Source organism: Spirosoma pulveris (assembly GCF_054781875.1).
Genome location: NZ_BAAGTO010000005.1, coordinates 158,982 through 178,120 on the forward strand (window position 1 = coordinate 158,982; position 19,139 = coordinate 178,120).

Consider the following 19,139-nt stretch of genomic DNA (forward strand, 5'->3'; position numbering starts at 1 on the left):
CCTAATTCGAATAGGAAAACCACTCCGCTACCATTTCATCCCGGCTTTTGCTTTCTAACCGACGCTCCAGCTCATCCGGAATCTTGGGAAAGAAATCAATTCCGGTTAGCTGTTCGATCCGGTCAACCGGTACAACAAACTGTTTTAGTGACTGGGTTGATGGCTCATTATTCAGCAAGAAGCCGATCATCCGGATCTCTGGCTTATTGCAATACAGGATCACTTTATAGAATTTCTCAGGCACACTGACTTCTGTCGTCTTGCCAATCGTGGATAGACCGGGTTTGAGCACAGCACCCGTTACTACATAAATCCCTTTGTCGCGGATAGCCCAGCTGCGAATCAACTCTTCCAGTTCTTTCCAGATACCCCGGTTGAAGTCCGGTGCCTGGGGTGTAATGTTGCTCATGTAGAACGTTTCCCGCATCATCCGCTGGGAGAACTTAAAATCACCCGCCGGAGCCAGGTGCCCCCGATCGTAGCCCGAACGGGTGTAGTCGGAAGGTAGCGCCGTTCCATTTTCAACGCTCGGATCGGGCTTAAACTGCTCATTTTTTCGGTCTGCGTCGCCCGTTGTTTCGTAAGCCAGTAAAGGATAGGCCACCCAGTCGGCGTCTTTGTACTGGTCACGGTACCGGAGCGTGTACCCTTCGTGCCGAATAATTTCGTCTCCGGCCTTTACGAGGGGCAGGAGGAAATCGACTTCCTTCTCAAAATCAAATCGAGTGTTTCCTGACGAGGCCGTTGACGGCTTCCCATTATGGTCACTGGCTTCACTTTCGTCGGTCCTATTGCGTTGCCGCGACTTACCACGCCGATCATCGGTAGCTTCGTCGTTGGTATTCGGTTCCGGAGCTTTGTAGGGGTTATCTTCTTTTGTTGCATCGGAACGGGAGCGCCCGAGTCCAATCATCTGCCTGAAATCGTTCCAGAATGCCACAACGGGTTTCGTTTGCCCGCCATAATGCAGAAACAGACCAATCAGGAAGAATATAAACAAAAGAACAAGCGTGTTTCCACGCAGCCGAAAGCCACGGCGGGCGTACTTTTTTGTTGAAAAACGAGGCTTGAAGAACATAAAAGTAAAGTTACACGGATTTTAGCATGCTGATGAAGCGGTGAACCGTAAACCGCAAACCGCTGTTAAAAATGTATGTCCTCGTTGAATATTGTCGTCATTGGCGGTGGTGCCGCCGGTTTCTTTAGCGCCATTACAGCGGCCGAAACCTTTCCGGATGCTACCGTTACTATTTTAGAAAAAAACCGCACGGTCCTCAACAAAGTACGCATTTCGGGTGGCGGACGCTGCAATGTTACCCACGCCTGCTTCGACAACCGGCAGTTGGTGAAGCATTATCCCAGGGGCGAAAAGCCGTTGCGTCCACTACTGAACCTCTTCGACGCCACCGCCACGGTTCAATGGTTCGAAAAGCGGGGGGTGCCTTTGAAGACGGAAGCCGATGGACGTATGTTTCCCAGCACAAACACCTCCGATACCATTGTCGATTGTCTGCTTACCACGGCGCGTCGGCTGGGCATCACCGTTCGCACTGGCTGCGGAGTTAGCACACTAACCCGCGATGGAAACGACCGCTGGCAACTTCACCTATATACCGATGAAATCCTCACCGCCGATCGTGTGCTGGTGGCTACCGGTGGTTACCCGAAAACAGACGGCTATAGCTGGCTCCCTGAACCATCCGATTCTTTGGTGCCGCCGGTGCCCTCTTTGTTTACGTTTAATGTGCCGGAGAACCCTTTTCTGCCCCTCGCCGGGGTATCCGTTCCGGATGCCAAAGTATCGATTATAGGTACCAAGCAAGAGCAGCGAGGGCCACTATTAATAACCCATTGGGGTTTTAGCGGCCCCGCCATTTTACGGCTGTCGGCCTGGGCTGCCCGCGACCTGGCCGGGTTAGCGTATCAGTTTACCCTGCGCATCAACTGGACGCCCGAGTTAACTGAAAATCAGCTAAGGGTGGCTTTACAGGATTTCCGTCAGCAAAACGGCCGCAAGCAGGTGATTTCTCAAAACCCCTTTGCATTGCCCTCCCGACTTTGGCAGATGATGGCTTCGGAAGCCGGTATTGCTGAGACACAACGCTGGGCAGATTTACCCGCCAAACCGCTAAATCGACTCATTGAGAAGCTAACAAATAACCAATTTACCGTTTCGGGCAAAAGCACCTTCAAAGATGAGTTTGTCACCTGCGGAGGGATTTCGTTCGGTAGTCTGAATCCGCAAACGCTCGAAAGTAAATCTCAGCCGGGACTGTTCTTCGCTGGTGAAGTGCTGGATATAGATGGCATTACGGGCGGCTTCAACTTCCAGAGTGCCTGGACAACGGGTTACGTTGCCGGGTTGAACATCGGAAAGTAATCCGTCTAGACCCCGAGTACTTTACGGGCAGCTTCCTCATCGTTTTTGAGCTGAGCAACCAGTGCAGGCAGGCCGTCAAACTTTTGTTCCGGCCGCAAGAACTCCCGGAATCGGAGGGTCAAATGCTCCCCGTAAATGTCCTTATCGAAGTCAAAAATGTAGGTTTCTATAGTTTGGTACGTACCCGCCACCGTGGGCCGAAAGCCAATATTGAGCATACCGCCTAACGTTTGACCGGCATATTCCACATCAACGGCATAGACCCCGTTGGCCGGAATCAGCTTTGATGGATCGTCGACCTGCATGTTTGCCGTTGGGAAGCCAATAGTCCGACCGAGTTGGCGCCCTTTTACAATCGTTCCGGTGAGGTTGTACGGCCGACCCAGAAACAGATTGGCCGTATGCACATTTCCTTCGTTTAACGCAGCCCGGATTTTTGAGGAGCTAACGCCAACCGCTTCCACATCCTGCCGGGGAATCTCCTCTACTTCGAAGCCGTATTCACTCTGGTGGGCCTGTATGTAGTCGAAACCGCCTTCCCGATCGCGGCCAAAACGATGGTCATAGCCAATAACCAGTTTCTTGGTACCTATTTTTTCGAGCAGAATCTGCCGGATGTACTCTTCTGATGTGAGTTCGGAGAAAGAGCGCGTAAATGGAATAACAACGAGGTGATCAACACCTGCCTGATCGAGCAGGTCAATTTTTTCATCCAGCGTGGTCAGCAGCTTCAGATTCTGACTATCGTTCGATACCACCGTACGCGGATGCGGCCAATAAGTAATCAAAACCGACTCGCCCCCGCTTGCCTGCGCTATTTCCGTTAGCCGGGATAAAATAATCTGATGGCCCCTATGAACCCCGTCAAATGTACCGCTCGTTACAACGGCATTTAGTAAAGGCTGAATATCATCGAGGCCTCTGTAAATAATCATTCGTTCGTTGGTAACAGTTCTGATTGTGCCGCCTGGTGTGCTGCAATAAATGCGTCGATGGTAGGGGCATTCTCTACGTTAAACTCTCCAATACGTGTTCGGCGCAGCTTACTCATAAAAGCCCCATTGTTGAGCAGTAAGCCCATGTCGCGTACCAGACTACGAATATAAGTGCCTTTTGAACACACAATGCGAAAATCGACTTCCGGGAAGCGTTCGGTATCGACCTCAAACGCTTTCACCGTTACCTGACGCGCTTTAATTCCTCCCTCAACGCGGTCGGCGGTTTCGCCCCGGCGGGCTTTCTCATAAAGTCGCTCACCATTCACCCGAACGGCGGAATAAATGGGTGGCACCTGTAGAATGTCGCCCGTTAGCTGACGAGCGGCTTCCTGAATTTGCTCAGGCGTGATTCCCGTTGTATCGAACTCGGCATCGAAGGCCGTTTCCAGATCAACCGATGGCGTAGTTTTACCCAGCACCAGGGTGCCAGTATATTCTTTTTCCTGAGCCTGGTACTGGTCTATCTGTTTGGTCATTTTACCCGTACAGAGGATCAGCAAACCGGTAGCAAGTGGGTCCAGTGTACCGGCATGACCGATTTTCTTGAACTTACAGGCGTATTTAAGCTTGTTGGCCACGTCGAACGACGTCCAGGTCAGTGGCTTATCTATTAAAATTACCTGACCGGGGTCGGGCGTTTGTTGATTTTGTTGCGACACAGAAATACTTGGAGAAGCATGGAGATACACAGAGAAAAAGATGCAGATGAAATCGCGGTGTATGCCCGTGGGAAAAAACTATAGCACGTCCAACTTCACACCAGCGGCCATCAGGCCCAGCAGAAGTAACCCAAGCGCAATTCGGTAATAGCCAAATACTTTGAAACCGTACTTGTTAAGAAAGCCAACAAACCCGCGAATAGCCAGTAAGCCTACCACAAAGGCAATGGCATTGCCAATCAATAACGTCTGGTAGTCGGCGGGCTGTATCAGCTTGTAGGTTTTCAGCAGTTTGTATCCCGAAGCCGCTGCCATGGTTGGCACAGCCAGAAAGAAGGAGAACTCGGCTGCCTGGGTCCGGCTCAATCCCTGATACATGCCCCCAATAATGGTTGCTGCCGAGCGGGATACGCCCGGAATCATGGCGATACATTGGAAAAAGCCAATGCGAATGGCGTCGGGGACCGTTACTTCTCCATCCTTAGGCTGGCGATTGACAATTCGGTCGATAAAGACCAGTACAATACCGCCCACCAGGAGCGAGACGGCAACGGTGGTAATACTTTCGAGAAGTGAGTCGATAAAATCGTTCAGCAGGAAACCAATGATGGCAGCTGGCAAGAAAGCGATGAGAATTTTACTGTAGAAATCCGCCATGGGCTGCAACCGGACGGGCAGCGATTTCAGGTAACTGGGCACTACGAACGTTCCCGTGCGGGTATCGGTCATGAAACGCCGGTGATACATGACAAGTACCGACAGTATACACCCAAACTGAACGTCGACCGTATATAATTTAGTGAACTCATTCCCGGCAATACCGGCCAACGAAGAATAAATAATCATGTGGCCCGTTGAGGAGACCGGCAAAAACTCGGTCAAGCCTTCAATAATAGCCAGCGCAATAGCGTGAATCAGTTCCATCAAAAATAGTTAATCGTTTGTCGTTTGCAGTTAATTGGTTGCCAAGAGCAGACAAACTTATGGCAAGCAGAATCAAACGGCAAATAACAAACGATTAACAACTAAACTTTTTACGCTCTGGGCCGGGCGAGAATAGCGAAAAACTCCAGCACAAAACCACCCATAACCACTAAGGGACCGAGTGTAAGGCCCAGAAAACCAAATCCGAATTCCTCTTTGTCGAGGCTCATAATAAAGAACCCGGCCAGAATAACGCCGATACCCGCCAGCATAAGTGTGTAGTTCTGCCGCCCGAAGGGAAGTGCTGCTGCCGAGTCACGGCGTACGGGTTCTGCCATAGACGGCCGCGTTGGCACCGTTTTAGGTGCTGCCGGTGTCGTATCGACTATTTTCTTAACTGGTTCATCACGCATGAGCGTAGGGGTGCCAGCTTGTTTATCCTTTGCCATATTCGTTCGTCAGTTATGCTTTTTGTGTAACTGTAAAAATCGGGCTCTAGTTTATGCATCAGTTGGAAGCGTAACGTGAGCTCAATTAATATAACTCATCCAATGTCAGGCCCAAATACCGATTTACGGCCTGAAATGTACTTAAGAAACCTATTAAAACGCCCAAGCCTACAATACCTGCCATCAGGAAAATCATCTTTTCGGTGTCCTGAAAAGCGCCTAATTCAGGTAGATTATGAATAGCGATCTGCAATCCGGCAATGAGAAGCACAACGGCAATAACGCCCGCCAGAAAGCCCTGCCACATGCCCCGCCCTAAAAACGGCCGGGTAATAAACCCGTTTGTCGCGCCCACCAACTGCATACTCCGAATAAGTAACCGCTGCGAGTGAAGCGCCAGTCGGATCGTGTTGTTCATTAACACCACAATAATCAACAAAAGAATGAGGGCAAAAGCCGACATGATGGCGTAGATCTTCGTAATGTTGCGGTTGATGTTATCAACCAAATTTTCCTGATAAACCACCTCAAAAACACCGTCAATTTCCTCCAGGTCTTTTTTTACTTCCTGTAACTTGGCTTCTTCAAAGTACCCTTCGTTCAGCTTTATCCGGTAGCTGTCGTGAAGCGGATTCTCACCCAGAAATTTCGAGAAATCTTCTTTCGTTTCAGCAATAAACTCTTTGGCGGCATCTTCTTTCGTAACCAGATTTACCTGAGGTACACCATTCGTCTTAAGAATATAAGGCCGCTCAGAAATCGTGCGAAAGAGTGTGCTACTCTTTTTTACGTCGAGATCCTTATCCAGAAATGCCCGCACTTCGTAATTCTCACGGATATAAGTCACCAGTTTTTTTGACTGGATAGCCAGCAATCCGCAAAAACCGATTAAAAATAATGCCAGTGTCAGACTGAATAAGATCATGCCACTGGGATACGCACCAACTTTCTTCTTGTTACGAGCCATTTATGGGGTTCGTGTTATGAGACAAAAATAACGGATTCCACGGGGGAACGCTCCAAATTAACAAAATTTAAGGGGAAATGCCGCCACCGACAGAGGGGGCTCGACAAAGGAGCCATAACTACGCACCCTACCTGACACCCAATTCATCAGCCACTGCTTCGCTTTAGCTCCGACTCTACCCCATCCCTGAACTCCTCCCCCGCTGCGCAAATACCTCCACCGGATAGCCTACCTCCATCAGGTACAACCCGTTTGCCGGTGCAGCCCGACCAGCCAGCTTACGGTCACGGGCCAGAATGATCTTCTCAAACTGGTCAAGGTTCATGCGCGCCTGCCCTATTTCGAGCATCGTTCCCACAATTGTTCGCACCATGCCCCACAAAAATCGATTCGCTTTAATATGAAACGTCAGGCAATCGGCATTTGTATATGCCCAATAGGCAAAATCGAGCTGGCAATGAAAGTGAGTCACATTGGCTCTGGCTTTGCTGAAGCTTTGAAAGTTAGTGTGCTGAAGGAGCAGTTGGCAGGCGTCATTCATTCGGTCGATGTCAAGAGTCGGCCGAAAATGATAAGTGAGACTACTCTGAAACGCATTCTTCTGGCGGGTGATGTGGTACTGGTAATACCGGGAAACCGCCGAAAAGCGAGCATGCGTTTTGGCGGAAACGGGAAAAATGTCATGAATGGCGATATCTTCCGGCAACATGCAATTGATCGAGTAAATAAGGCTTTCCGTTAGGTCCAGCGGTTCCTCAACATCGAAATGAGCATACTGCCGTTTGGCATGGACGCCCGCATCCGTACGGCCACTGCCCATGATGTAAATGGGATGCCCCAGGCGCTGGGTCAGGGCTGCTTCCAGCGTAATCTGAACGCTCACCCCGTTAGCTTGTGTTTGCCAGCCATGATAAGCCGTTCCCCGATACGATAATTCAATAAAATAACGCATAACGGGCAAAAGTACCGCTTAATCAGCACTTAGCGACGCTGTCAACAGAGCGATTTAACTAAACATGAGTCGTCCCGAATTCAATTGCAGCCCCTGTGCTTACCGACAATAGATGAAATCAGGCTTGAGCACTTGACTTCACCTAAACTAAGGCGGCCACCAGAATGAAATATCGTTCACCCGGTGGCCGCTTTGATGATCTGTCCTAATTTTGGTCTACCGGGGACCGCGCTGGCGTTCGCCCCCACCATTCACGCGCTGTGACTGCTCCTGAATACGTTGCTGAGGTTGACCACCTCTATTCTCCTGCGACCGCTGGAAACCACCACCGCTTTCACTGCGTGCGCCCGGCATTGACGGTGTGTTGCCGAGGTTCTGATTCGACCGCTCCGTTCGTTGCTCGTACGTTCGATTGGGTTGTGTTTGCTGAAGACCGGCGGGCTGGTCGTCTCTTCGGGAAAAACCCCCTCCCTGCTGTTGGGGCTGCGTGTTACCCGATGAATATGAACCACGGCTAGGTTCAACGGGCGCGGGTGTGGGCGCGGGCGGGTTACTAGTTCCCGGTGTGCCATTATATCCATTGCGACTTGGCGACGTTGGGTTATTGTTAAAATCGCTGTTGTAACTTCCACCCCGGCTTGGCGTGCCATTATACTCCCGACCGGGGGTCGTGGTATTTCCCTCGTATGGACGGTTAGGTGTAGCATTACCATTATAATTCCGATCAGGAACATTGGTACCGCCATTGTAAGCGCCACGACCGGGATTGTTATAGTTGCCGTTATAATTCGGGCGGGACGAGTTATCGTATCGGTCGTTGTACCGGTCACGGTCATTGCGCCCATAATTCTGTCCGTAACCCGACGACTGACCGGGGCGATAGAAGCCCACCGAGCCATTGCCTACCACAGACCGGCCGGGCCGGTCCAGCGGATCAATTCGGTACACCGGAACACGCTGGCGGGTTACACGCTCAATTTCATTCCGGTTAGGACCGTACACGTAGGCCCGGTTGTTTGACCGGTACACATTATTGATAATGGTGGTATTCTGATAGATATTGATGACGTTTGGCCGAGCTACCCGGTAACTGTAAAGTCTGGGACTGGTAATGTAAATCTGCGGCACAAAGGTCCAGTACGGGGCTGGAATATTAATGTTTACGTTAAAATCGACGCCAGGACCCAGCGGTGCCCATCCATAATAACCGCCACCCGTACGCCAGGATACCCAGGCTGGTCCCCAGTCGTTGCCCGGTACCCACGCCCAACCGTACTGGCTGTCAAAAAACCAGCGCCCGTAGTGAAACGGAGCCCATCCCCATGGATAATCGGATACCCATGTGTTGCCGAACTCCGTTACGACCCAATGCCCGTCGGTTGCGTAGGGCTGAAAATCCGGCCCCACGTTCGGTAGCCAGACGGAGCCATATACCGGATTGGGCACCCACTGTCCGTAGGGAGCCAGTTCATTATAAAATGTTTGGATGGGAACACTTATCCCCGGCTGTGCCGTAGCTTTTTGGGGAGCTATTGGATCCAGAGCAAGTACCGCCACCAGGCCAAGTACGTGTAGTGTTTTCAGGATAGTCATGACAGTAGGTCGTTATCTGCCGCGTATCGAAACGCGTCGAAGGTTAGATGTGTCTGCCCCCCAAACGTTTAACCGACCATCAAACAAAGTGTTCATTCCCCGTAACTTAATCGGGGTACGCGAAGCAGCCCTTTTGATCAACCCTGCTATTCCTGAGATAAGGTATGATCGGAGTGATGGCAAGACGTACCCCGGCTGATCAGGTTATTTCATCAGCAATTAATAAAATGCTACTCAAAAGCCTTCACTCTTCGTTTGTAATAAACATTTTTGGTTTCGGTGCTTCGATACCATCAATCACAAACTGACGGGCAATGCACTCAAGCATGTAATAGTATGTATCCCAGTAGTTCTCGCTTTTGGTCCACACGCGCACGTCGTACTCTCTTGAGTTAGGATTCAGTTTCGCAATTAAGACATCGTGTTCCCGATCTGGCAACGCATACGGACAGCTATTGATGGCCCGCATGAACGACGCTTTAGTTGCGTCAATATCATTTTGGCTCCCAACAGCATACACCTGATCGACCCGAATTATACCCTTGGTGCTAATGTTGACAATAGCCGTCGTTGACAGGGGTCCGTTGGGCAGAATAATGGTTTTGTTATCAAGGGTCACCAGGGTTGTATCAAAAATACGGATCGCTTCTACGGTTGCCGTAAAACCCTGGGCCGTTATCAGATCGCCAACCCGAAATGGCTTGAAAATCAAGATCAATACTCCGCCGGCAAAATTGGCCAGACTACCCTGCAACGCCAGACCTACCGCCAGCCCAGCCGCCCCGATAATGGCAACAAACGACGTTGTTTGTACACCCAGGGTACTGGCAATACTCAGCAATAGTAAAACTCGCAGCAGCCCGCTAAGCAACGATAATAAAAAAGGCTGTACATCCCGGTCTACATGCCGTTTGGTCATGATGGACGACAACACCCGTACAATCCATCCAATGACCCAAAGCCCAATAACAAGCGTTAAAATGGCCAGTAGTATACGGCCCCCATAAATTGTAGCAAATGCCAGTACCTGATCGTAAATGCGCTCCATTCTCGTTTGTGTCTGATCCATACTAATAAATAGGTAAGTAAGTTGAAAATCAGACGCAAATAAGCAGAAAAGTGCTTATAACTAAGTAGTACAGCTTAGCTTCGTATAAGTAATTTTACTCAACAACTACAGCCAGTTCTTGCGCCGGAATATCCAGACAGTCAGAGCAGACGAGATAACCATCATGGCCAGGGCAAATACATAGCCATACTTCCAGTGGACCTCGGGCATTTCGTCGAAATTCATCCCCCAGATACTGGCCAGCAAGGTAGGCGGCAGGAAAACGAGCGATACGACCGTAAAGATTTTCACGACCCTATTCTGTTCCAGATCAATAAGACCGAGGTACGTATTCTGGAGGAACTCCAGCCGCTCAAATATGAAGTTAGTATGTTCAATAAGTGAGTTTATATCTTTGATAAGCGTTCGCAGGCGCTGTTGTTCCACCTCGTTGAACCAGCCATCAGACCGAATCATGGACGTAATAACACGTTGTTTATCAACCACATTTTCCCGAATCAACATCGTCAATTCCTGGTAGTCGTTGATGTTGAGCAGCATTTCGCGGTCCAGGTTAGCATCCAGGTCGAGCAGCCGGTTAATGGCTTTGATCTCACCCGAGACCAGCTCAATCAAATCTGCATCGTAGTCGATGCGGGACTCAAAGATCGAAATCAGTATCTGCGCTCCGTCACTAAATAAGGCCCGGCGCGATTTGATACGTTTTACGGTGTCGGCGAAGGATTTCAGATCGGCGTTGCGATAGGTGAAAAGTGTGTCATCTTTAAGTAGGAAACTTACGGGTACGTTGATGTACCGTTGTTCCGAATCAGGCACCAGAAAATTGGAGTTGGCAATCAGGAAATCGTCCTCTTCAATGTAGCGCGAACTGCTTTCGATTTCCAACTGCTCCTGCTGGCTCAGAAAGTCGACATCGAACTTCTCCTCGACGCTTTTGATTTCGGCGGGTGTGGGGTTTTGCAAATCCACCCAGAGCGTACGCTCTGTATTGGAGAAGGAGTCGATATCACGAATTTTCCGGACGGCGGTAGCGTCCTGCTGAAAGATACGGATCATAAAGTCGGGAGCAGATTTTCCGGCTGCGAAGTTCGCAGAAAAGAACCCATATATCCCGCTCCTTTTTGAATTTATGTCACTTGGCAGGAACGATCTCCTAATGGCTAATCCGCCTGCAAGGGACTTCCTTTCAAGTTTAACTCCTTCACTCGCTTCCGTACATTCTTCATAAATTCTTTTCCGGGATCGGCTTTTCCGGTCATATAGGTCGGGTCGGTCTCTTTCCAGAGCGGAGTTCCAATAAAATCTTTGTATTCGTAATGGCCAATCAGGTATTCGATGGCATAGCGCTGCTTCAGGTAACGTACCAGTTGCACATTGGCTTCGAGTTGGGCGTCGGTCAGGTCGTTATCGCCAACGTTTTCAATACCAATGGCACAGTGATTCAAACCAATGCAATGACGCGTAAAGACTGTGTCGGGCAAAAGCCGGTAGATCGTGCCATCCCGATCGACCAGAAACGAGACGGACGTATTTAATCGGCTGGCCGCCTGAAGGTCAGGACGGCCCGTTAACACACTCGGGTTAAACAGATCGAAAGTAGCATCAAGGGTTGGCACGGCCGTCCAGTGCAGCACAATCATCCTGGGTTTTATGTACGGCTCCGATTGCTGGATGCCATGACGCCTGGCTAGGTAGTCGAGCGACAACTGTTTCCGTTCTTCATCGAAAACGATGGGTTTGTCGAGTATCCTGAAAGCGGGCGGCTGGGCAGTACAGGGATAAAGAGCCAGCAGCGCCACAATGAAGGGAAGCCTACGAATGATTTTTGAGAGATCGGGAAAAGCGTTCATGGCTGGAAGGTTTAGGGGCGCAAAAAAAGAAAATCTCGTTTACGTCGGGGAGTTTTCTTTTTTACCGTCACAAAATCGGGTAGTTTTCCCACCATAACTTTATGTACAACTCATGTATATGCTAAATATATGCCTGATTAACTGCTTGTTATGTACAAATGAGAACTGTTTTTCATTTGTATGCACAAAATTCGTGTACAAACTGTTATCTCTATAACGGGGCCTAACCCGCCCGGTTATCGGCTATGCAACCTGATTATTTTAGTACGACTTCATCAGCAACTGAATCCTATAATCGAACCGGCAAGCCCAGCGCCAGTCATATCTGGGAAACGGCTCATCTACTCGGCTTTCCGGCGGCCCTCTGGCGCTTACCCAATAAGCAGGACAAACACCTCATCGTTTCGTTTGATGAGGTGCTTCCCCGCGTATCGGCGGATTTGGACGAGTTACCAGCGGGCTTCCTGATCAGCCCCTTTGACAATCTGGCCAGCACGGCGCCCACCAATATGTCGCTCGGATCGACCTTGGGCAACAGTATCAGTACGGAATCGCTTTTTCTAAGGGCCGACATCCAGGCTTCCTTCTCCGAACCGGCAACTACCCGTTCTGGTCGGCTGGTAACGATCAAAGCCAACGCGCCGGCCGACGAGTTCCGGCAGCTTTTGCGGGAGCAGATGGCGAAACAGACGTCGGAGAACAAAGCGCAGACGGGCACTCCCCTTGCCGACCCAGATGCTCAGGAGGCTTATATACGCAATGTAGCTTTGGCCGTTGAGGCCATGCAACGAGGTGAGTTCCGAAAAGTTGTTTTATCAAGAACCAAACAGGTGCAGTTTGCTGATGCGCCAGATGCCGTCGCTTTGTTCGATAAGCTATGCACGGCTTACCCTACGGCCTTTATATCGGCCGTATCGATTCCGGAAAGGGGCCAGATTTGGATTAGTGCCACGCCCGAACGGCTGGTGAGTGTTGATGCCTATGGTATTTTCAGAACGGCCTCACTTGCGGGAACGCAGTCGGCATTTGAAGCCGACGGAACGCCCAAACGACCCGCTGAAGCCATGTGGTCGCAAAAGGAAATTGAAGAGCAGGCGCTTGTAAGCCGCTATATTATTGAATGTTTCAAAAAGATTCGGTTGCGCGAATACCTTGAAGAAGGGCCTAAAACGGTCATTGCGGGTAACCTGATGCACTTAAGCACCTATTTTACCGTCGATACACAGGCCGTTCGGTATCCGCAACTGGGTACGGTTATGCTGCGGTTGCTGCATCCGACCTCAGCGGTTTGTGGAATGCCCCGCGATGTAGCCTTCAACTTTATCAACCAGCACGAAACGCACGACCGGGAGTTTTACAGCGGTTTTCTGGGGCCCGTTAATGTCAATACCGACAAGGAAGGGGCAGAAAGTGATCTTTTCGTCCACATCCGCTGCATGAAGCTGGAGGAAAACATGGCAACTCTCTACGCGGGAGCGGGTCTTACAGAGGATTCCGTACCGGAGCGCGAATGGTTCGAAACCGAAATGAAGTGTCAGACTTTGTTGCAGGTAATGATGAATTAAGAACAATCGATTGCTTCCGCAATACGTATCATTCTTAATTCATCATACTACATTTCTTTACGCGCCTTCGGCGGGGTCATTAGGCGCACGGGAGCCATCTTCGTCGGTCCGACCTCCGGCTTCACTAGCCGCAGACGATTGCGTATCTGCATCGGGTGCGGTACCTTCCGTAACGGCGTTCTCCGACGAAACGATTAATTCTTCTTCAGGGCCTGGGTTTGCTTCTTGATCTGCCATGTTAGTGATTGAGTAAAGAAATGTAGTGAACTGATTAATACGACTTACGATAGTGGACGAACCGGTCGTTGATCTGCCCGATAAACCTTACTCCATGCTATCGTCGTCCAGATCGTCTTCAATGGAGTCGTCGTCCAGATCTTCATCCAGATCGTCCTCATTGAAGTCCTCTTCTATGTCGTCTAAATCATCTGCTCCATAGCCGCTGGCGGCTCCGGAGCCCAGTTCATCGAAATCAGCCCCCGCGTCGTCGAAGTCATCGTCGTCGTCGTCGAAGGCGGCTGTTTCCGGATCTGGGTTAAGCATCAGAACATCTTCGTCCTGATCAAATGCTGGCTCGTAAATCATGGTTAACGGAGTATAAAAGTTAGTTCACCCCTCATAACGCGTCAATTTCCCGGAAGGTTTAGTCATTTTGTAAACTTCTGCCACTTTTTGACGCCGAACACAGCCTTCTCTTTGTGAGTTACTGAGTATGTGCGTTCTACACTCAACGCTAATTCAGTATAAATGAAAGATTATCAACTCCGTCGACTTTTTGACCAGCCAATCATTCAAACCAGCGACGTAAAACCAGCCCTTGACGGTTTTGAGGTACTGGGGGCATTCAATCCGGCAGCTTGCTACGTCGACGGTGAAATTCTGCTGCTCCTTCGTGTTGCCGAGGCCCCACCTGCCGAAAAGGGGTTTATTCTTGTTCCCCTCATTGATGAGCAGGATGGCGTACCAACGGTGACAATCAAGCGGTTTCCGGAACCCGCCGGCCCTTACGACCCCCGCGTGGTGACGCTCGACGGTAAGGTTTATTTAACATCCATAAGCCACCTTCGCCTGGCCCGCAGCCGCGATGGCGTCCACTTCTCTATCGATGAAAAACCGTTTCTGTTTCCGGCCCGGATGGATGAATCGTTCGGTATAGAAGATGCCCGCATCACACGGCTGGAAGGCAAATACTGGATCACCTATACTGCCGTTTCGGAACACGGACCGGGCGTTGGTCTGGCCGTCACGACCGATTTCGAGACAGTCGAACGGGTAGGTATGATTCTGCCGCCACCCAATAAAGATGTGGCATTGTTCCCGCAAAAAATAAATGGAAAGTACATGCTCCTGCATCGGCCAATGGTTTCCGAGATTGGCAAACCGTCGGTATGGCTGGCCGAATCGACCGATGGCATTCATTGGGGCAATCATAAATTCCTGTTTGGCGGACGCGGCCAGGCCAGTTCAACCCCCTTAACGGAACCGTTCGCCTGGGAAGGCGGTAAAATTGGCGCCGGTCCCGAACCGATACTAACCGATGAAGGCTGGTTAGTTTGCTACCACGGTGCCGATGCAACGCACGCTTACGCACTTGCCCTTGCGCTACTCGATACCAACGATCCATCAAAGGTTCTCGACCGCTCCCACACGCCCTTGCTCACGCCGGAACTACCGTGGGAACGCGAAGGATTTTTTCCCAATGTCGTTTTCTCGAATGGCTGGATTCAATGGCCCGATGAAAGCGTAAACGCAGATAAAATCTGGGTTTATTATGGTGCTGCCGATTCGGGAGTCGGGCTGGCGGAGCTGGTGCAGGCGTAGCGAGAGCAGCTGCCGATTGTCTTTCCCGGGGTTAGAAAATGTACATTTTCCGTATCTCCTCAACGGTATTGCCCGGTTCGTAAGCCGCATTCAGCCGGTTGGCGTTTTCTTCTACTGTCAACTCGAAACCGGCCTGTTTCCGACGCGTATTGACGTCTTTGGCGTTGGCAATGGGCCAGACAAAACAACGCGACTGCCGGGTGCTTTTCAGCTGTCGGCAAGAGACCTGTGTGCCATAAAGTTGCGCCTTACCACTATGCATAAGGGATCGGTCGAGCATCATGGCGTATTGAAAAAAAGGCAACTCCCCCTGATCGGCTGCTTTTTTTATGACCGGCAGGTACGTATCAATTTTATTGGAGTGTTGAATGATGTAAAACACGGCTTCATTGGTGGGTGTCCCAACCAGACTTTTCCCCGGATAACCCTGTTCTTTCAGAATAGCTTCGGCACGGGCCAGGTTGCTGGTATCGATTTTCGTTTGCTCGGCCCACAACCTTCCAGCCAGATTGGCCCGGTCGACCTTGTACACAGTACTTAAACTGTCGGTCAACGGTTGATTGTTCCCCAACTTAGTGAGCCACTCCCGGTTGCGCTGGTCCAGCACATACATGCTGTCAAGCTCATTTTTTAGGCGATTTTTCTGCTGGCAGTAGCTATGTACCGGAATACAAATGAAGAAAACAACAAATAATGGTATGTATCTCATAACTAATAGACTGATTAGGCGACACCAACAGACCAATGACAGGTTTTACGTATTTTCGTTAATACATTAACTCTTCTTCCTTCATGAGGCACTTCTGTCAACTAGTACTCTACATTCTCCTTGCTTACCCGCTGGCCGCCCAAACCCAGAAACGAGCACTAAACGCAACGGACTATGACCGCTGGCAAAGTGTACGATCCGAAAAATTATCGGACGACGGCCGCTGGATTGCTTATCAGGTCGACCTGCAGGAAGGCGATGGCCGACTGGAAGTGGTATCGTCTACTGCCAACACAAACCGCAGCAAGTATGTTTTTCCCCGTGGCTATATGGCGCAGTTTACGCCCGACAGCAAGTTTCTGGTCGTGCGGCTGAAAGCCCCCTATTTGGCCACCCGTACCGCTAAACTTAAGAAAAAGAAAGCAGACGAGCTCCCAAAAGACAGTCTGCTCGTATTGAACCTGGCAACGGGAAAACAGACGAAACTTCCCAACGCCAAATCGTTTGTTTACGGTAAGGATGCCGGTTCGTGGCTGGCGGTTGTACAGGAACGTAAAGAAGAACGGGCTGCTCCGGCATCCCGAAGTGCTTCATTGAAAGACACTCTGACGCCCTCGGCCCCTGTATCAACGACTACCGTTGCCACCCGAAAAGGGCCCGTAAAAAAACCTAAAGGCGACGACCTGACGCTGTTTAACATGGCGGATGGCACGCGTAAAACGGTCCGGTATGTATCGAACGTGGTAATATCAGATAATGGCCGGGCTATCTTTTACAGTAAAGAATCGGCAAACGACTCCCTTAAGACGGGCGAATCGAGCGTTCCCGGTGTATTCCTGTTCAATACCGCCAGTGGTCAAACCATGCTCGTCGATACCAGTTCAAAACGAAAAATTTACAAAGGTCTGGCCATTGACAAAGTAGGGCAGCAACTGAGCTGGATGGCCTCCGCCGACAGTGCCGGCAGTGATGTGAAAGTCTTTACTCTTTACTACAAGAGCCTCGCTCCAGCCGTTGCGGTGAAAGGTAAAAAAGCAAAAACAACAGCCCCGGCAGCCCCTTTCAACGTCATTGCCGATACGCTGACAGCATCCTTACCCAAACGTTGGTCGGTAAATGAGTACCGCGAGCCAAAGTTTTCGGACGATGGTAAACGGCTTTATTTTTCTACTTCTCCTATTGCCCCCAAGCCAACTAAAGACACCCTGACGCCCGATGACGAAAAAGTCAAGATGGACATCTGGACCTGGACCGACACCCGCTTGCAGCCCATGCAGCAACGGCGGCTAAAGGAAGAAAAAGAACGTGGTTTCCTAACCCTTTACGATCCGGCATCCGGTAAGGTTATCCCATTAGCCAGCCGGGAAATGCCAACGGTGAATTTTGACACTAAAATTAACAGCCGGTATTTATTGGGCCTGAGCGACCTGCCTTATCAGGTTCAGGCGTCGTGGGACCCCGGCCATACAGACCTGTATCTGGTTGATACCCAAAACGGAGAAAAGAAGCGTATTGCCAATGACATCATGGCCTCTCAGCCTAAACTGTCGCCCGAGGGCAAGTACGCTTACTGGTTCGATGAGCGCGATTCCCTCTGGCGGGCCTGGTCGGTGGCCGACGGCAAACGACTGGACCTCACCCGCGGCTTACCCAGCAAGTTTTTCGATGAGGAACATGACACCCCAAATTTACCCGGTGCTTATGGCTCAGCAGGCTGGACAACCGGCGACCGGTACCTCTGGCTGTATGATCGCTATGACATCTGGCAGGTGGACCCAACCGGCAAAGACAAACCAACTAACCTGACGGCTGGCTGGGGACGTAAAAACAAAATTCGGCTGCGCCGGGCTGAAATCGACAGCGATGATGATTCACCGGGCAGACGATCGGCCGCCGAAAAAGCCATTGACCCAAAAGCCGAATTGTTTCTGACGGGTATCTGGGAAAGTGATAAAGCCACCGGTATCCTAAAGAGTAAGAATGGAATGGCGGTTGCCGAACCAACGGTGCTCACCCGAAGCAATCACCGGTATTTCGGGTTGAGCAAGGCCAAAAACGCGCCCGTTATGACGTTCTATCGGGGAAATTACAAAGAGTCGACCAATCTCTTTCAAACCGATACCACGCTGACGGCTCCCATTCAGCTTACGCATACGAATCCACAACAGGATAGCGTACGGTGGGGAAGTGCCGAGATTGTAAGCTGGATTGGAACGAATGGCATCAAGCTCGAAGGGCTGCTATTCAAACCGGAAGGATTCGATCCCAAGAAAAAGTACCCCATGCTCACGTATTTCTATGAGCGCAACGCCGAAACGCTGAACGACTACCGGGCGCCTTCACCCAGCCGGTCGACCATCAACATACCCTACTGCGTGTCGAATGGCTACCTGGTTTTCGTGCCGGATATCGTTTACACAACCGGTCAACCAGGGCCTAATGCCTATGACTGCATTGTGCCGGGGGTATTGAGTCTGCTCGACAAAGGGTTTGTAGACCGGGATCGTCTAGGCATTCAGGGCCAGAGCTGGGGCGGGTACCAAACTGCCTACATCATTACCCGCACGAATCTCTTCCGGGCGGCCGAAGCAGGGGCACCCGTCGCCAATATGACCTCCGCGTATGGCGGCATTCGGTGGGAAACGGGCATTAGCCGGGCGTTCCAGTACGAGAAAACCCAAAGCCGCATTGGCGGAACATTATGGGACAAACCGATGAATTACATCGAGAATTCGCCCCTTTTCTTTGCCAACCGAATTGAAACGCCCCTGATGATGACGCATAACGATGCCGACGGAGCCGTCCCCTGGTATCAGGGCATCGAGTTGTTCTCAGCCCTGCGCCGACTGAATAAACCGGTCTGGATGCTGGTCTACAATGGCGAAGGCCACAACCTGACCCAGCGGCACAATTCCAAAGACCTAAGCATCCGGTTGTACCAATACTTCGATTACTACCTGAAAGATGCTCCCATGCCCGTCTGGATGAAAGAAGGCCGGACTGCGGTGGAAAAAGATCGGGGTGAAATGAAGTATTGATTTTTCCGGTTTAATTAGCTGCGGGCGTTGGTTCGCGGATTGGTGAGTAACCAGAATTTACCCCTCTGCTCACCAATCTGCGAACCAACGCCCGCGGTCTGTCTAACCGTATTATCAATTGGTGAAGCCATCATTCGTTTTGCGGGATTAATCTGCGAGATTTGC

At 50.6% G+C, this 19,139-nt stretch carries 18 protein-coding genes; 4 read left to right on the forward strand and 14 right to left on the reverse strand.

The annotated features are described in order from the left end of the window. Position 1: 1 nt before the first annotated feature. On the reverse strand, positions 2–1,078 hold the full coding sequence (locus ACYVJM_RS18460; protein WP_461149706.1) for a DNA/RNA non-specific endonuclease: 1,077 nt from the start codon (positions 1,076–1,078) through the stop codon (positions 2–4). A 75-nt stretch (positions 1,079–1,153) separates the two neighbouring features. Here ACYVJM_RS18460 and ACYVJM_RS18465 point away from each other — a divergent pair, with 75 nt between their 5' ends. Further along, the gene (locus ACYVJM_RS18465; protein ID WP_461149707.1) at positions 1,154–2,380 is read left to right on the forward strand and encodes a BaiN/RdsA family NAD(P)/FAD-dependent oxidoreductase; all 1,227 of its coding nucleotides are present in this window, start codon (positions 1,154–1,156) and stop codon (positions 2,378–2,380) included. Between the two features lie 5 nt (positions 2,381–2,385). Here the strand turns inward: ACYVJM_RS18465 and ACYVJM_RS18470 are convergent, their stop codons facing one another. From ACYVJM_RS18470 to ACYVJM_RS18515, 10 genes are all read right to left on the reverse strand, one after another. Continuing rightward, on the reverse strand, positions 2,386–3,315 hold the full coding sequence (locus ACYVJM_RS18470; protein ID WP_461149708.1) for a bifunctional riboflavin kinase/FAD synthetase: 930 nt from the start codon (positions 3,313–3,315) through the stop codon (positions 2,386–2,388). After that, on the reverse strand, positions 3,312–4,037 hold the full coding sequence (gene truB / locus ACYVJM_RS18475) for a tRNA pseudouridine(55) synthase TruB (protein WP_461149709.1): 726 nt from the start codon (positions 4,035–4,037) through the stop codon (positions 3,312–3,314). The genes ACYVJM_RS18470 and truB overlap by 4 nt, the downstream gene beginning before the upstream one ends. A gap of 78 nt (positions 4,038–4,115) precedes the next feature. After that, entirely contained in the window at positions 4,116–4,961 is an 846-nt protein-coding gene (locus ACYVJM_RS18480) for an undecaprenyl-diphosphate phosphatase (protein ID WP_461149710.1), read from the reverse strand. Positions 4,962–5,071: 110 nt separating this feature from the next. Further along, entirely contained in the window at positions 5,072–5,410 is a 339-nt protein-coding gene (locus ACYVJM_RS18485) for a DUF3098 domain-containing protein (protein WP_461149711.1), read from the reverse strand. A gap of 85 nt (positions 5,411–5,495) precedes the next feature. Beyond that, complete coding sequence (locus ACYVJM_RS18490; RefSeq protein ID WP_461149712.1) at positions 5,496–6,377, reverse strand: cell division protein FtsX; 882 nt, start codon at positions 6,375–6,377, stop codon at positions 5,496–5,498. A gap of 175 nt (positions 6,378–6,552) precedes the next feature. After that, entirely contained in the window at positions 6,553–7,329 is a 777-nt protein-coding gene (truA, locus tag ACYVJM_RS18495) for a tRNA pseudouridine(38-40) synthase TruA (protein ID WP_461149713.1), read from the reverse strand. A 216-nt stretch (positions 7,330–7,545) separates the two neighbouring features. Continuing rightward, positions 7,546–8,922, reverse strand: a complete 1,377-nt coding sequence (locus tag ACYVJM_RS18500) for a DUF6600 domain-containing protein (protein ID WP_461149714.1) — start codon at positions 8,920–8,922, stop codon at positions 7,546–7,548. Positions 8,923–9,166: 244 nt separating this feature from the next. Next, on the reverse strand, positions 9,167–9,991 hold the full coding sequence (locus ACYVJM_RS18505; RefSeq protein ID WP_461149715.1) for a mechanosensitive ion channel family protein: 825 nt from the start codon (positions 9,989–9,991) through the stop codon (positions 9,167–9,169). A gap of 105 nt (positions 9,992–10,096) precedes the next feature. Then, positions 10,097–11,047, reverse strand: a complete 951-nt coding sequence (corA, locus tag ACYVJM_RS18510; protein ID WP_461149716.1) for a magnesium/cobalt transporter CorA — start codon at positions 11,045–11,047, stop codon at positions 10,097–10,099. A 104-nt stretch (positions 11,048–11,151) separates the two neighbouring features. Further along, entirely contained in the window at positions 11,152–11,841 is a 690-nt protein-coding gene (locus ACYVJM_RS18515; RefSeq protein ID WP_461149717.1) for a peptidoglycan recognition protein family protein, read from the reverse strand. Between the two features lie 245 nt (positions 11,842–12,086). Between ACYVJM_RS18515 and ACYVJM_RS18520 the strand changes: the two genes are divergently transcribed. Then, positions 12,087–13,406, forward strand: a complete 1,320-nt coding sequence (locus ACYVJM_RS18520; protein ID WP_461149718.1) for a chorismate-binding protein — start codon at positions 12,087–12,089, stop codon at positions 13,404–13,406. Between the two features lie 57 nt (positions 13,407–13,463). Here ACYVJM_RS18520 and ACYVJM_RS18525 read toward each other — a convergent pair whose 3' ends face one another. Continuing rightward, positions 13,464–13,643 (reverse strand): hypothetical protein, encoded by a 180-nt coding sequence (locus ACYVJM_RS18525; RefSeq protein WP_461149719.1) that lies wholly within the window; start codon positions 13,641–13,643, stop codon positions 13,464–13,466. A gap of 87 nt (positions 13,644–13,730) precedes the next feature. After that, complete coding sequence (locus ACYVJM_RS18530) at positions 13,731–13,991, reverse strand: adhesin (RefSeq protein WP_097124410.1); 261 nt, start codon at positions 13,989–13,991, stop codon at positions 13,731–13,733. Positions 13,992–14,153: 162 nt separating this feature from the next. Here ACYVJM_RS18530 and ACYVJM_RS18535 point away from each other — a divergent pair, with 162 nt between their 5' ends. Then, on the forward strand, positions 14,154–15,227 hold the full coding sequence (locus ACYVJM_RS18535; protein ID WP_461149720.1) for a glycoside hydrolase family 130 protein: 1,074 nt from the start codon (positions 14,154–14,156) through the stop codon (positions 15,225–15,227). A 31-nt stretch (positions 15,228–15,258) separates the two neighbouring features. On the opposite strand, the gene ACYVJM_RS18540 is transcribed toward ACYVJM_RS18535, so the two are convergent. Then, the gene (locus ACYVJM_RS18540) at positions 15,259–15,936 is read right to left on the reverse strand and encodes a DUF6624 domain-containing protein (RefSeq protein WP_461149721.1); all 678 of its coding nucleotides are present in this window, start codon (positions 15,934–15,936) and stop codon (positions 15,259–15,261) included. Positions 15,937–16,019: 83 nt separating this feature from the next. On the opposite strand from ACYVJM_RS18540, the gene ACYVJM_RS18545 reads away from it, so the two are divergent. Beyond that, positions 16,020–18,974 carry a S9 family peptidase gene (locus ACYVJM_RS18545; RefSeq protein ID WP_461149722.1) on the forward strand — a complete coding sequence of 985 codons (2,955 nt, stop codon included), beginning with the start codon at positions 16,020–16,022 and terminating at the stop codon, positions 18,972–18,974. The last annotated feature ends 165 nt before the right edge of the window (positions 18,975–19,139 follow it).